Origin of the sequence: Pseudomonas sp. AM4(2022) (genome assembly GCF_036346515.1) — a bacterium.
GTDB lineage: Bacteria > Pseudomonadota > Gammaproteobacteria > Pseudomonadales > Pseudomonadaceae > Aquipseudomonas > Aquipseudomonas paracarnis.
This window is the reverse complement of record NZ_JAOTNW010000017.1, coordinates 60,606-73,247: the sequence shown is the minus strand read 5'-3', so window position 1 is coordinate 73,247 and position 12,642 is coordinate 60,606. Positions and strand designations below refer to the sequence as shown.

Sequence of the window (12,642 nt, the reverse complement as noted above, 5' to 3'; positions counted from 1 at the left end):
AGCCATTTCACCGACGCAGCAGCCGCAAGCCATTGAATACGACGAGCAAGCTCGCCCCCATGTCGGCGAAAACGGCCATCCACAATGTCGCGAAACCAGAGAGAGCCAACGCCAAGAAGACAACTTTTATGCCCAGAGCCAAAATGATGTTTTGCTTTAGAACCGAGGCGGATCGGCGACTCAGGCTGATAAAGTACGCGATTTTTCGAGGGTCGTCGTCCATGATCGCAACGTCAGCTGTTTCGAGAGCTGTCGCTGTCCCTGCGGCTCCCATTGCGAAACCTATATCGGATTGCGCTAAGGCGGGGGCGTCATTAACGCCGTCACCAACCATCCCAACGGCGCCATATCTGCGTTTGAGTTCAGCGACTGCAGTCTGCTTGTCCTCTGGCATCAGATTTCCACGGGCATCCTCGATGCCCAATTGCTCAGCGATCGACCTCGCCGTCGCAGGATTATCCCCAGTCAGCATTACTGGAACCACGTTCAAAGCCTTCAAAGCAGCCACAGCTTCAACACTCTCCGGTCGGACTGTGTCTGCGACCGCGAATATCGCGGCGGGGCCGCTATTGCCGCATAGCACGATCACCGTTTTGCCAGTTTCCTCAAGCCGTGAAAGTCTGGCCTCCAGCTCCGAAGAACACACGCCCAACTCCTCAACCAAACGATGGTTGCCTAGATGCCAAAGATGACCGTCGATCGTGCCTTTCACGCCTCGGCCATTTAGCACACTGAAGTCACTGACAGGCAGAGCCACAGCGCCAGGCTGCTGCGATTTCCACCCATTGACCAATGCTTTCGCTACTGGGTGGGTACTTTGCTCATCAAGACTCGCAGCAATCAAAGTTGCCTTCTCGATAGACAAGTCACTGAATATATCTGAGTCAGTCAGAACTGGCTTGCCCTGAGTCAACGTGCCTGTTTTATCCAGAGCAACCACCTTCAGCAGGCGCCCGCTTTCCAGGTAGGCACCACCCTTGATCAAGATTCCATGCCGTGCGGCTGCGGCAAGACCACTCACAACAGTGACAGGCGTTGAGACGACCAAGGCACAAGGACACGCGATGACCAACAACACCAGGGCCTCATACAACCATTCACCCCACGTACCACCAAGCAGCACTGGGCCTAAAACGGCAACAAGAAATGCCACCGCCACTACGGCTGGGGTGTAATACCGTGCGAACTGGTCAACGAACCTCTGCGTCGGCGCCCGCTGAGACTGCGCATCCTGAATCGCGGCAGCAATACGAGCGAGCGTACTTTCGCCAGCGACTGCCGTGACAGTCGCCTCCACGACGCCGTCTGTCACGATACTGCCAGCATATAGCGGATCCCCCTCTGCCTTATCTACTGGCAAGCTTTCACCAGTGATAGGGGCTTGGTCGAGAGCAGCACGACCAGATTCCACCCTCGCATCCAGCGGTACCCGCGACCCTGTGCGAACACGAATACGGCTGCCGAGAACGACATTCTCAACCGGGTGTTCTTTCCAGCCAGCTTCGGTCATGACTTCCGCAGTCTCAGGAGCTAATGCAGTCAGCGATTTAATCGCGTTACGCGCTCGCTCAAGTGAGAGTGCTTCGATGGCTTCGGCAATAGCGAAAAGGAAAACCACCATCGCGGCTTCCGGCCACTTGCCAATCACCATGGCACCCAAGACAGCCAAAGACATCAAGAAGTAGATGTTCAATGTGAAGTTCTTTACAGCGATCCACCCCTTCTTCAGAGTTGGTAGACCAGCAGTAAGAATGGACAGCGCAGCCAAGGACATTACAGGCAAAGAACCCTCCTGTCCGGTCGTCCAAGCGATCACTTCAGCGGCGATGGCAGCTAGACCGCTGACCGCCAGCAGCCCTTTCAAGCGCGTCGTCAGAGCAGGTGAAATGGCATTCGGGGTTGCGCCGGCCTCGATGAGATTGGGCCCCATATCCAGCGCGGTCAAAGCGATGACTATCGCCTTCGGATCATCCAAGCGATGATGCACTGTCAGCTCACGATCCAACAGATTGAAATCAAGTCGTGCGATGCCAGGCATCGGCTCTAAGCGATTACGAATTAGCCGCTCTTCGGTAGGGCAATCCATCTTATCAATGCGATACCGAACCAGGGTCGTGCCTTCTGGCTCAGCCATGGCCGAATGTGAAGTCACCGCCCCTGCGGAATCCACTTTGCTCAAACAGCAATGGTCGGCATCGGAATGGGCTTGAGCTGAAGTGCCATGATCGTGTGCGCTATGGTCTTGATTATGGTCGGTGGACTTGGCTCCACAAGGCTGAGAATCCTTCGAACCGCACGCATGCGATCCCGTTCTGCCCAAGCTCTCGGCGTGATCAGGCCCATGCTCAACATGATGTGCACGAGAATGAACCTGTTTGGCGAAGGTCTCGCGGGGGTCAGCAGAACAGCAATCGTCCGACTTCGGCACGAGGTGCAATTTGGCTTTCGACGGGTTTTCCTGGCTCATGACGCATCTACCAATAAGGATATGGCGTCATTGAACAGCCTGTAGTAGCTACAGTGTCAAGCAATGAGTTTGAAATTTCGACTGGGCCGAGGGCGCCGCTCGAGTCTACGTCCCTCAGTGCGAGCGCCTGATAGCTGCATGCTGCGATGCATCAGCCAGGTTGGTCAGCACCTCAAATGCCCACTCAGCTTTCACCCTGGGAGTCATGCATATCGAGCAAGTCGTCAATCGCGTTGTGAAGCCTACGAGTAAACGTTTGGAGAAATCCGCCATGATGGTTTTCGACGCCATTGGCATGTGTCGGCTGTAGACCTCTCTAAGCGCTCATTACCATCGGTAGCCGACAGGGTTAAGGGTAGAAATATCCAGAAAGCTCCTCGACACAGTCGCACCAGCATGTCCTCCTCAACAACCCTACTACAAGCTTTTCGGCATTAATTAGGAGATGCCCACTGGAAATCCGGTGACACCTGCTAACCGAGAATAAAACCCCGCCATGTCTGGCGGGGTCTCATCAATCACCCTTCTTGTGCTTATGCACGTCCAGGTCGGGATGCTTAGGCTTGTTCTCGGGGGTTACACGGCGACGCTGGTCTGTCTTGCCGGTTGATTCGGCAATTGGCTTGGGCCCAGGTTTGATGGCCATAGAACTTGCTCCTTCAGTTGATAGGTATATGCCCTGGCAAACGTCTGCCGTGTAAGCGTTCGCTCAGTACGGTCACGAGATTGAGGGCCCCAAACACTATAGCTTGATATTTTTATGCCAGCAGTGGCGCACCACTTTAGTAAGCGTCTGCCGAACACATCTTGCACCAGCCCGTTTGGTGTAGACGGACGCTCGAAAGACCCTGTCGAGACTATCGCGCTATTCGGTTTCAATGGCAGCTTGCTCCCCTATGCTCTTGACTCGTCTAGGAGCAGCAACCAGAGCGAGCCCCAGCAGCGGGTTCGAACAGTGACTCAATAATCGTACAGTCTGGAGTGTTCGAGCCTAGGCATCTTGACTCACACGTGCCTGCCATTGAGAGCAGCTCTATCCGGATCTGCAGGAGCTTAGCTACCTTAGATTCCACTTCTGCCAAGTGCTTCTTGACCACCGACAACGCATCAGCACACGGACGATCAGCATCTGCCGCGAGCGCAATGAGTTCGCGGATATCGTCGAGTGGAAAGCCCAGTTCACGATTCTGCCTGATGAAGATGAGTCGTGACCGATGCTTTTCGGTATAGATTCGATGCCGCCCTGTCGACCGTAGGGCCGGAGGGAGAAGGCCTATTTTCTCGTAGTAGCGAATCGTTTCAATGTGGCAACCCGTTGATTTCGACAGCGCTCCGATTCCTGACATCCAAACTCCCCAAGCATTTTCTTGAACCTGTAGTAGCTACAGATATTAACCTGCTCAATCGAAAAATGATTTCACGCGTTTTAAGGGCATTCCGTGGACAGAGAACAGCTAGAGAAGAACCAGATTCCCGTTTACTTCGTCGCGGTCATTGTCGCGGCTATCGGGGGCCTGCTCGCACCTGATGCCTCTCAAGCGTTAGGTGCGTTGGTGACACCAGCCATCGCTGTGCTGATGTACGCCATGTTTCTGCAGATCCCATTCTTGGATCTTCGCAAAGGGCTTGCAAACAAGCGTTTCATGACCGCGCTGCTGACCGCCAATTTCGTCGCCATCCCCCTGTTGGTTTGGGCGTTGACGATGGGCCTAGCCGACCACCCGGCGATTTTGGTGGGCGCACTATTGGTCTTGCTGACGCCTTGTATCGATTATGTTGTTGTGTTTACCCATATCGGTAAGGGCGACTCCAAACTGACTCTGGCGGCAACACCATTACTACTCGTGCTTCAGCTTGTGCTACTACCCCTCTATCTAGCCTTCATGGTGAGTGATGACTCGGCGGTGGTTATATCGGTCGGCCCATTTGTTGAGGCCTTCGTAGTGCTGATCGCTTTACCCTTGGTCTTGGCAGTAGCAACAGCTGCCGGGGCAAAGGGGTCACGCATCGTTGAGGGCTGGAACAATGTATGGGCTTGGATGCCTGTGCCAGCTATGGCGGCTGTATTGGTCGTAGTGATCGGCTCTCAGATTTCAACGGTGGTCAGAGACATGGACAAGCTGCTGCCTGTTATTCCCGTCTACATTGGTTTCATGCTCTTGGCACCCGTGGTGGGTGCGCTGGTGGCTCGGGCGTTTAAGTTACCGGCTAGCACGGCAAGATCTGTCGCTTTCAGCAGTTCGACACGAAACTCATTGGTAGTTCTACCATTGGCATTGGCCTTGCCCGAGGAAATCAGAGGGCTCGCTGCGGCAGCAGTGATTACTCAAACGCTGATTGAGTTGGTCAGCGAACTAATTTACATCCGAGCAATTCCTGCTTTGGTGTGGCGCAAAATGTAGATGCCAGGGAAGACATAAGCACAAAACACCCTGCGCGATTAAACAGGTGCCCACCTGTGCGGCAGCAGCTTGTTAATCTCACTCGCGCGCCGCGTCGGCAGGCGCGTGAGAACATCCTTTAGATAGGCGTACGGATCATGGCCATTCAGCCGCGCTGACTGGATCAAGCTCATGATCGCCGCAGCCCGTTTTCCGCTGCGTAGCGACCCGGCGAAGAGCCAGTTCTTGCGCCCAAGAGCCCATGGCCGGATCTGGTTGTCGGGTAGTCAGACGCGGTTGCCCGCGTCCAACCCCCTAAGAACCGTGCATGCGAGTTTCCCAGCACACGGCTCAAGCCTCTGCTAAGGCGCCATTGGGCACCCGGTTATACATCGTCGACATTGGCAAATTGCACATCTCGTGGGCAACGCAGGTGGTAAATCTCAAGATTAGCCGCAGCGTCCGTCCCGCCATGACCTAGCTTCACAATATGGCGACTGTGCCACGGTGTGTCTTTGGTCACCGGCTTGAAGCAGGCGCAGCACCTGCCGCCCTGTTGCACCCATACCCGATACAGCTTGGCTCGACCTTTAACGGAAGTGAGCATCTTCTTGCCCCAGCGGGACTCGAAGTACTCATCCCATGCAGGGTCGTGAGGGTTGGCAGCAGCCTTAATCTTGATATGTCGCACAATCGGTGTGTCTGAGGCGTCTACTAGCGTGTACTGACGCTTCCGACCATCGGCGGATTTTTCAGTACACGAGAACACCCAACGGCGCGCCCCTTGTACTTTGAAATACCGATCCTTCACCCATCGGCGTGTCTTGCGAGGGTGGCGACGTACCGCCCATCGCCAGAGCATTTCCCACACTGCGCTGTCCACCTGGTTGAAGACCTTCTTGGCGACGACATGACTGTGATAGTTCGCCCAGCCCCGTAGAACCGGGTTGAGCAAACCTATCAAGTTAGCCTGTCGTATCGTTTTGTTGGTCTTGATCAACTCTCGCAGCTTGGCAAGTAGAGCCCCGATGTTCGCCTTGGACGGCTTGATCAGGAGCTTGCCGTTGTACTTGCGCAGGTTCCATCCGAGGAAGTCGAACCCGTCCCCTATGTGCGTTATCTTGGTTTTTTCCGGAGAGAGGACAAGTCCACGCTCTGCCAGAAATTCAACCACGGCGGGCCTGACTTCATTCTCCAGCCATTCTTTCGAACAACCAGTGATGATGAAATCATCTGCATAACGCACCACGCGCATTTTTCGGGCTGTCCACTTCGCGTTGGGAAATCTCTTCGCCAGCATCGCTTCCAACCCATCCAGCGTCATGTTCGCCAACCCCGGGGATATGATGCCTCCCTGCGGGGTTCCGGCGTGGCTGGGGAATAGCTGCTTTTGGTAGACATAACCAGCCCGGAGCCATTTCTGCAAAATCGCCTTGTCCATGGGAATGTTGGCGATCAACCAGTCATGGCTGATATTGTCGAAACAGCCTTGAATGTCGCCCTCTAACACCCATTCCGCGTTTGCTTTTCGTGACAGCACACCAAAGCACTGTGCGACGGCATCCGCAGTTGAGCGTTCCGGCCTGAACCCATAAGAGTTCGGGTCGCCGGTAGTTTCCGCTATCGGTTCCAGAGCCAGCAGATGAAGCGCCTGCATGGCCCGGCATTTCATCGCGGGAATTCCAAGAGGTCTCGTTTTGCCGTTTTTCTTCGGAATAAGCACTCTCCGAAGCGGGAGCGGCGAGTAACCTCGCCGCGTCAACGACTCTATCGCGCCGAGCTTGGCCCTAGGCGTATTCCAAGTAACCTTGTCCACGCCGGGGGTATTTTTGCCTTTGTTTTCAGACACCCGTTTCACAGCAAATGCCTTGCCACTGAACGAGTGAGTCAGCAGCCATTGCAGGGCTTTCACCTTGTTATGTCTGCCATCTTGTACAGCCTTCACAATACGCGCTTGCAGCCCTCTGACACGACGTTGTACGGCGATCCAATCGATGCTGTCCCACGACGTGCCGGAAGGTGCACACGCCAATGCTGCTGCGTTCATTTGCTCTCCTTCCGTTGAAAGGGTTCTACCTACTCTCGTGTGAAGAGAGACCATGAGGACGTCTGCCCGCTTTCGCGTGAAGTGATGTTTCAACCTCTATCCAACCCATTACAGGACGGCGTTCGCTTTTTCCTCGTTCCTTCGCCCGCACCGCCATGGGCAATTTTTACAAACGGCTTTCCCTGACGGGAGCGATACGGGATTTCCACGTTCCGCTTACTGAAGTGCGTCGGGTTAGGTGCCTGCTATCGACCGGGAGGCATGTGGGTCACGAATGCGTAGTAGAAAGACGCAGTTCCCACCTCCATTACCATTTTGGTTCGAGCGTGTAAGCCATTTCCGCTCGCTTAATTTAACGATCGTTGCGCAGATTCACGTGTGTTCACCATACCAACTATCTAGCACTTGTCCGGCCATGGCTGCCAGAAGGGTACGCCTCTCACGATTGGTACCCCGCACCTTGCGGCGCCTCGTAACATTGTCGAAGGCGCTCTTGATTCAGCCTTCTAGATTCACCCGGTGACACGGGTGGTTCCCACCAAGGGGGAACAACTTCATTAAGCGACTTCGTGTCGCACCTCCGCCCAATTATTATCAATGGGAACCGCCCCGTCATCGAGGTAGCGCGACAGCGCTGCCCAGCGTTTAAGGCTGTAATCGAGCGCTCTGCTGATGGCCGAACCTTCGGGCACAAGATCACGCTGCGCGTTCATCCAGGCATGCAGCCTATCCTTCACCGGTACGGCTTTTTCTTGCCGTATTCGGCGCCGTAAATCCGGCTCCAGGTCTCTGACTTCTCTTTCGATTTCGTACAACAACTGGATATAGCGCAGGGCTTGCTCGGCGAGCGTGCTTTTATTCGTAGCGTGCAGTTCAAAGAACTTGCGCCGTGCATGGGCCATGCAGCCGATCTCGGTCACGCCGAGTTCAAAGCTGGCCTTGTAGCCGCCAAAATCGTCGCAGACCAACTTGCCATTCCAGTCCTGAAGGAAGTCGCGAGCATGCTCTCCGGCGCGACTGGGGCTGAAGTCATAAACCACCGCTGCCACATCCGAGAACTGGCTGGTAGCGTAGGACCACACATAGGAGCGGTGGGTTTTCTTTGTTCCCGGCATGAGCATCTGCACCGGTGTTTCATCTGCGTGGATGATTTGTTGCCCAAGCACTACTTCGCGCAGCGCATCGACCAGCGGCTGCAACTGAACTCCGGTCACGCCAACCCATTGAGCCAAGGTTGAACGTGGAATCGCCAAGCCCGCTCGACCTAAGATCGATTCCTGACGGTAAAGCGGCAGATGGTCAGCAAACTTGGCGATCATGACGTGTGCGAGCAGGCCCGAAGTCGGGATGCCCTTATCAATGACCTGCGGCGGAACCGGTGCCTGGATCAGCGTTTCGCAGTTATCGCAGACCCACTTGCCACGGACATGGCGTTCGACGGTGAACACGCCGGGCGTGTAGTCCAGCTTCTCGCTAACGTCCTCACCGATGCGCTTCAGGGCGCAGCCGCATGGGCGGTGAGTGTTGTCCGGTTCGTGATGGATCAACGTTCGCGGAAATTCTGCCGGCAATGCCGTGCGCTTGGGCCTTAGCTTTTCCTCGGTCGCCTCTGGTGCTATTTGCAACGCCTGAAGCTCGGCCTCAATCGCCGCGATATCAGTATCGATCAGGTCATCTAGCAGGCTGGCCTGTTCAGGATTCATCTGCTCGCTGCGCTTGGCAAACTTCAAACGCTTGAGCTGGGCGATCTCGTGGGTCTGTTTCTCAATGACTGTTTGATCACGGTTGATTTTCTTGCCCATAGTGTCGACTTGCGAGAGCAACTGCGCTGCGAGGACGCGCAGTTGATTGGGAGACAGTTGGTCGAGATTGGGCGAAGAAGTCATACGCCGGACTTTGCCAGAGCGGGCGTTTCGCGACGATAGACCGATAGGCTAATGGCTGCCGTTAAAGCAGTGTGATCGAGCCTCCAGAACCTGCGCGTTGCCATGGCAGCCCCAGCAACAACGTTTGAAGTTGCTCGGCATCCAGTTCCATCTCAGGACCATGGCGGATGCCAGGCCAGTGGAACTTGCCTTGGTTTAACCGGCGCGCCGCCAGCCATATTCCGAAGCCGTCATGCACCAGCACTTTCATGCGATTGGCGCGGCGGTTGGCGAACAGATAAGCGCAGTGCGGCTGCGCCGCACCGAACACCGCGATCACCTTGGCTAGCGCCGTTTCGGTGCCTGCGCGCATGGCCATCGGTTCGGTGGCGAGCCAGATGGAGTCGATGTGAATCATCGCAGAATATCTCGAAGAAAAGTCGCGCAGGCGGCAGCACTTTCAGTGGGCCAGTCCACTTTGATGATGGCGCGCGGGTGCTGTATTTCAACGCAGATATTCGATGATGCTGGATGGGAGTTCGCCCCCGCCAGCGGCATGGCTAACGGAATAAATGCAGGTGGGTGTGCCGGAATTTTCTGCGTTTGCAGCCGAATCCATTTGTGGACGAGGTTTGCGTTGAGGCTATGGCCGAGCGCGACGCTGGCAATCGAAGCGCCTGGTTGGGCGCACTCTTGAATGATCTGGGCTTTGAAGGATTTGGAATAGGAACGGCGTGTTGGCTGCATGAAATACCCGCTTGAAAGGCTAGAATTGGTGTCCACTTAATTTAAATGCACACCATGTCTTCGCTTTGCAGAGCTGGGTAGATGACCTGGCCGGACGGTTACCCACTTTATTCTGACTCCGCAGATCATTATCACGGGTTTTTAAGACTTTACTCCGCGCAGTGGGGCTACGGTATATGGCTTTACCCAACACCTTGCAACAGGCATTTCGACGGTGATGGCGGATTGGGCAAAAGCAGCCAGTGAGGGTGTTTTTTTGGCTATGCCGGCAGCTCTCAGATTACTTGCCTGCAGTTGATGGCCAAGAAAATCGCCGTGATTCAAAGCACGTCGGGAGATGTGCCAGATTCTGGTCTCGACTCGCTGAACCAAGATGGTGATTCAGTTGAAATGACACTTGCAAGGCAGCTCATTGCTTCATAGTTTGACGGCCACCTTCGGGTGGCCATTTTTTTATAACGATCCCAATTTACCAGCGGCCAACTCGACACTTCAAAAACCATGCGTCCTGGAAAACCTATTTCCTGATGCACCTAAGAGACTGGTTTGAGAGGGTGTATTCGCTTTTGCGCGAGGACGCCCATGAACCTACCACGCCCTACTCGAACCACAGCGATACTCAGTCTGTGCCTTGCATTATTGGCAGGCATTCTGTGTTATGAGCATCATCAACTCTCCCAACTCCGCACCAGCTTGGCTGCGACTGCAGACAAAGAGTCGCTCGATGCGTTGTTGACGCGGCTTGGCAAAGTCGATGAGCGACTGGGCACGGTAGCCGGCAACCACCTGGTGACCAACGAGGACTTCCGAGCCGGGCAGCAGGCTTTATCGAATCGAATTGATGCCGCACAAGCGTATGCAAAGCAAGCGACGGAGTCAGCGCAAGAAATCTCTCAAAATGCTGCGTCTGCTGGTGAATTGCTAGTCCTCAAAGCCAGCGTCGAAACACTCGATAGCCGTCTTCAAGAACTCAGTCAGTCACGCATCAAACAAACCACTGCTGTGCCCCTCAAGCCCAAGCCTAAGCCCGTTGCCCGCCAACCAAAGCGGCCAAAACCGCCCGCTACCGCCACTGTCACACCGCAAACACCCCCTTTTACCGTTGTCGGTATCGAGTATCGCGGCGGTGAACGCTTTTTGTCCGTAGCACCGCCTGGCAGCACGCAGTTGAATCAAATTTACCTTATCCGACCTGGTGACGCTGTGGCGGGCACCGCCTGGCGACTCAACGCGCTGGACGGAAGATCCGCACGCTTTGACGTGGCCGGAACACCTCAAACCGTAACCGTCGCGCAATAGGACCTCCTTTATGCACTCCCCTACCACTTCCTCGAAAACAATGAAGCCCAGGAACATTTTGGGTTTCATTGCAGGCTTGGCCACCTTCGCGTTTGCATACGGCTGTCATGCGGCTTCGGGGCAATCAACGTCGATCTCGAACACTCAGAACAGTGAAGTTCACAACTCTTCTCAAGGAGCAAGTCAGACAGAACTCGCCCGCGAGTGGGGATTGACCCCCCAAGAATGGTCCCGTTTTCAAACTGTGATGGAGGGTCCTCGCGGAATCTATTCGCCAGGCCTGGATCCTCTGACAGCACTTGGCATCGAAGCGAAGTCGGAGGAGGAGCGGCGACGCTATGCAGAGCTGCAGGTGCGAGCCGAGCGACAGCGTATCGATAAGGAACTGGCGTACCAAAGGGCCTATGACCAAGCCTTCGCACGTCTTTACCCCAATGAAAAAGTCATCCAACTATCGTCCAACCCTGCATCTGCTCCTGGCTCGGGAGCGTTAACTGCTGTGAAAGGCACTGGACGACTAGCCGTCTTTGTTCAAGACAGTTGCAACGCATGTATTGACCGCGTCAAAGACTTACAGAACCAGAAACAGTCCTTTGATCTGTATTTCGTTGGAAGTCAAGGTGATGACGAAATAATTCGCCGCTGGGCCATCCTTGCCGGAGTCGAACCGGCCAGCGTGCGAAACCGACAAATCACACTGAATCACGATGCCGGTCGATGGCTTGGCCTTGGACTCGGCGGTGAGCTGCCGGCCGTGGTACGCGAGGTGAATGGACAATGGCAGCGTCTGTAATTCGCGCGGCTTTAACGGCGGGGCTACTGCTTACCGCGGCATTTGCTAACGGTGCCGAGGTTCCGCCGCCGGCCTATCAGTTGATTGCCTTGCCTGCCGGCGTTCCGTCCGAGGTGCTGTACTCCGTTGCACTGCAAGAGAGCGGCACCCGACTTCGCGGCCAGATCGTCCCCTGGCCCTGGACGTTGAATGTCGCCGGCGCCGGATATCGCTTTGCGACACGCAGCGATGCTTGCAGAGCGTTGATGATCGCCCTTCAGACCGCAGGCCCAAATAGAGTCGACGTCGGGCTTGGACAAACCAACATCGGTGCCAACGGTCACCGTTATAGCTATCCCTGCGAAGGGCTGGATCCGTACAAAAACCTCTCGGTTACGGCCCAGATCCTGGCTGAGCAAAGAGCCAAAGGAGGCGACTGGATCACCGCTGCTGGTCGGTACCACCGCCCTGCCGGAGGCGAACCCGCTGCCCGATACCGACGAGCTTTTGCCAAACACCTCAGCCGGGTCACCGGTATAAACCTGATGGCGAATAATCCATGAATAGATTGCTGCATCTGCCTGTTTTGCTGTCTTTGGCCTCCCCCATGGCAGTGCATGCCACCTCGCTGATTGTTGTTGAAGACCGAGGGGGTGTTTCCGCTCTGCCCTACTACCAGGACTTGGCTCCAGAACCTACCGAGCAGTCAGCACAGTCAGAGAATATTGGTGTGCGTGGGCAAGGCTCGTTTCCAGTGCGCTCTGACCAACTGACACCCGGGCAGGTACAGGGCCGGGTAATCAATGCACCTGGCCTGCAACCATTGTTTCTTGTAGGCGACGATGAAAACTCCAGAAAGTGGTTATCACAGCGCCGCGATCAGTTACAGCAACTGCAGGCAGTTGGCCTTGTGGTTAACGTGGCCAGCGCCGAGCGGTTTGCCGAAATCCAACGATGGGCAGGAAATCTACAGTTGGTCCCGGCACCATCAAATGATCTGGCACAGCGCCTGGGAGTCCAGCATTACCCGCTGTTGATCACTGCCACAACGATCCAGCAGTAAC

General features: G+C 55.3%; 11 protein-coding genes and 3 pseudogenes. 6 read left to right on the top strand and 8 right to left on the bottom strand.

The genetic code is table 11. The features are described 5' to 3' along the window. Positions 1-7: 7 nt before the first annotated feature. The 3 genes from ODQ19_RS21280 to ODQ19_RS21270 all read right to left on the bottom strand — a co-directional run bounded on the left by ODQ19_RS21280 (position 8) and on the right by ODQ19_RS21270 (position 3,813). Positions 8-2,467, bottom strand: a complete 2,460-nt coding sequence (locus ODQ19_RS21280) for a heavy metal translocating P-type ATPase (protein ID WP_024073364.1) — start codon at positions 2,465-2,467, stop codon at positions 8-10. A gap of 514 nt (positions 2,468-2,981) precedes the next feature. Next, positions 2,982-3,113: a hypothetical protein gene (locus ODQ19_RS21275; protein WP_024073362.1), complete on the bottom strand. Its 132-nt coding sequence runs from the start codon at positions 3,111-3,113 to the stop codon at positions 2,982-2,984. A gap of 265 nt (positions 3,114-3,378) precedes the next feature. Then, positions 3,379-3,813, bottom strand: coding sequence for a MerR family transcriptional regulator (locus ODQ19_RS21270; RefSeq protein ID WP_024073361.1), 435 nt, complete (start codon positions 3,811-3,813; stop codon positions 3,379-3,381). Between the two features lie 93 nt (positions 3,814-3,906). Here ODQ19_RS21270 and ODQ19_RS21265 point away from each other — a divergent pair, with 93 nt between their 5' ends. After that, positions 3,907-4,869 carry an arsenic resistance protein gene (locus tag ODQ19_RS21265; RefSeq protein ID WP_024073360.1) on the top strand — a complete coding sequence of 321 codons (963 nt, stop codon included), beginning with the start codon at positions 3,907-3,909 and terminating at the stop codon, positions 4,867-4,869. Between the two features lie 38 nt (positions 4,870-4,907). Here ODQ19_RS21265 and ODQ19_RS21260 read toward each other — a convergent pair. The 5 genes and pseudogenes from ODQ19_RS21260 to tnpA form a co-directional block, all read right to left on the bottom strand. Further along, positions 4,908-5,129: pseudogene (locus tag ODQ19_RS21260) on the bottom strand (transposase domain-containing protein); the annotation flags it as partial. 104 nt (positions 5,130-5,233) lie between these two features. Then, complete coding sequence (gene ltrA, locus ODQ19_RS21255; RefSeq protein WP_024073359.1) at positions 5,234-6,895, bottom strand: group II intron reverse transcriptase/maturase; 1,662 nt, start codon at positions 6,893-6,895, stop codon at positions 5,234-5,236. A gap of 578 nt (positions 6,896-7,473) precedes the next feature. After that, positions 7,474-8,781 (bottom strand): annotated as a pseudogene (gene tnpC, locus ODQ19_RS21250) (IS66 family transposase); the annotation flags it as partial. 61 nt (positions 8,782-8,842) lie between these two features. After that, positions 8,843-9,178 (bottom strand): IS66 family insertion sequence element accessory protein TnpB, encoded by a 336-nt coding sequence (gene tnpB / locus ODQ19_RS21245; protein ID WP_024073357.1) that lies wholly within the window; start codon positions 9,176-9,178, stop codon positions 8,843-8,845. Continuing rightward, positions 9,175-9,507, bottom strand: a complete 333-nt coding sequence (tnpA, locus tag ODQ19_RS21240; RefSeq protein ID WP_073844970.1) for an IS66-like element accessory protein TnpA — start codon at positions 9,505-9,507, stop codon at positions 9,175-9,177. Before tnpA ends, tnpB begins: the two co-directional genes overlap by 4 nt. 191 nt (positions 9,508-9,698) lie before the next feature. Between tnpA and ODQ19_RS21235 the strand changes: the two are divergent. The 5 genes and pseudogenes from ODQ19_RS21235 to ODQ19_RS21215 form a co-directional block, all read left to right on the top strand. Beyond that, positions 9,699-9,930, top strand: a pseudogene (locus ODQ19_RS21235) (DEAD/DEAH box helicase); the annotation flags it as partial. Positions 9,931-10,089: 159 nt separating this feature from the next. Continuing rightward, the gene (locus tag ODQ19_RS21230; protein WP_024073356.1) at positions 10,090-10,806 is read left to right on the top strand and encodes a hypothetical protein; all 717 of its coding nucleotides are present in this window, start codon (positions 10,090-10,092) and stop codon (positions 10,804-10,806) included. 40 nt (positions 10,807-10,846) lie between these two features. Next, a complete protein-coding gene (locus ODQ19_RS21225; protein WP_124380072.1) occupies positions 10,847-11,599 on the top strand; it encodes a TIGR03759 family integrating conjugative element protein in 753 nt (250 codons plus the stop codon). Next, positions 11,584-12,141: a lytic transglycosylase domain-containing protein gene (locus tag ODQ19_RS21220; protein ID WP_126588903.1), complete on the top strand. Its 558-nt coding sequence runs from the start codon at positions 11,584-11,586 to the stop codon at positions 12,139-12,141. Before ODQ19_RS21225 ends, ODQ19_RS21220 begins: the two co-directional genes overlap by 16 nt. Then, positions 12,138-12,641: an integrating conjugative element protein gene (locus ODQ19_RS21215; RefSeq protein ID WP_057725797.1), complete on the top strand. Its 504-nt coding sequence runs from the start codon at positions 12,138-12,140 to the stop codon at positions 12,639-12,641. The genes ODQ19_RS21220 and ODQ19_RS21215 overlap by 4 nt, the downstream gene beginning before the upstream one ends. Position 12,642 lies beyond the last annotated feature (1 nt).

Bases quoted from the DNA above. Each gene is read 5' to 3' on its own strand.
- ODQ19_RS21225 (WP_124380072.1), top strand. From the start codon at position 10,847: ATGAAGCCCAGGAACATTTTGGGTTTCATTGCAGGCTTGGCCACCTTC.
- ODQ19_RS21275 (WP_024073362.1), bottom strand. From the start codon at position 3,113: ATGGCCATCAAACCTGGGCCCAAGCCAATTGCCGAATCAACCGGCAAG.
- ODQ19_RS21220 (WP_126588903.1), top strand. From the start codon at position 11,584: ATGGCAGCGTCTGTAATTCGCGCGGCTTTAACGGCGGGGCTACTGCTT.
- ltrA (WP_024073359.1), bottom strand. From the start codon at position 6,895: ATGAACGCAGCAGCATTGGCGTGTGCACCTTCCGGCACGTCGTGGGAC.
- ODQ19_RS21270 (WP_024073361.1), bottom strand. From the start codon at position 3,813: ATGTCAGGAATCGGAGCGCTGTCGAAATCAACGGGTTGCCACATTGAA.
- ODQ19_RS21280 (WP_024073364.1), bottom strand. From the start codon at position 2,467: ATGAGCCAGGAAAACCCGTCGAAAGCCAAATTGCACCTCGTGCCGAAG.
- ODQ19_RS21215 (WP_057725797.1), top strand. From the start codon at position 12,138: ATGAATAGATTGCTGCATCTGCCTGTTTTGCTGTCTTTGGCCTCCCCC.
- tnpA (WP_073844970.1), bottom strand. From the start codon at position 9,507: ATGCAGCCAACACGCCGTTCCTATTCCAAATCCTTCAAAGCCCAGATC.
- ODQ19_RS21230 (WP_024073356.1), top strand. From the start codon at position 10,090: ATGAACCTACCACGCCCTACTCGAACCACAGCGATACTCAGTCTGTGC.
- tnpB (WP_024073357.1), bottom strand. From the start codon at position 9,178: ATGATTCACATCGACTCCATCTGGCTCGCCACCGAACCGATGGCCATG.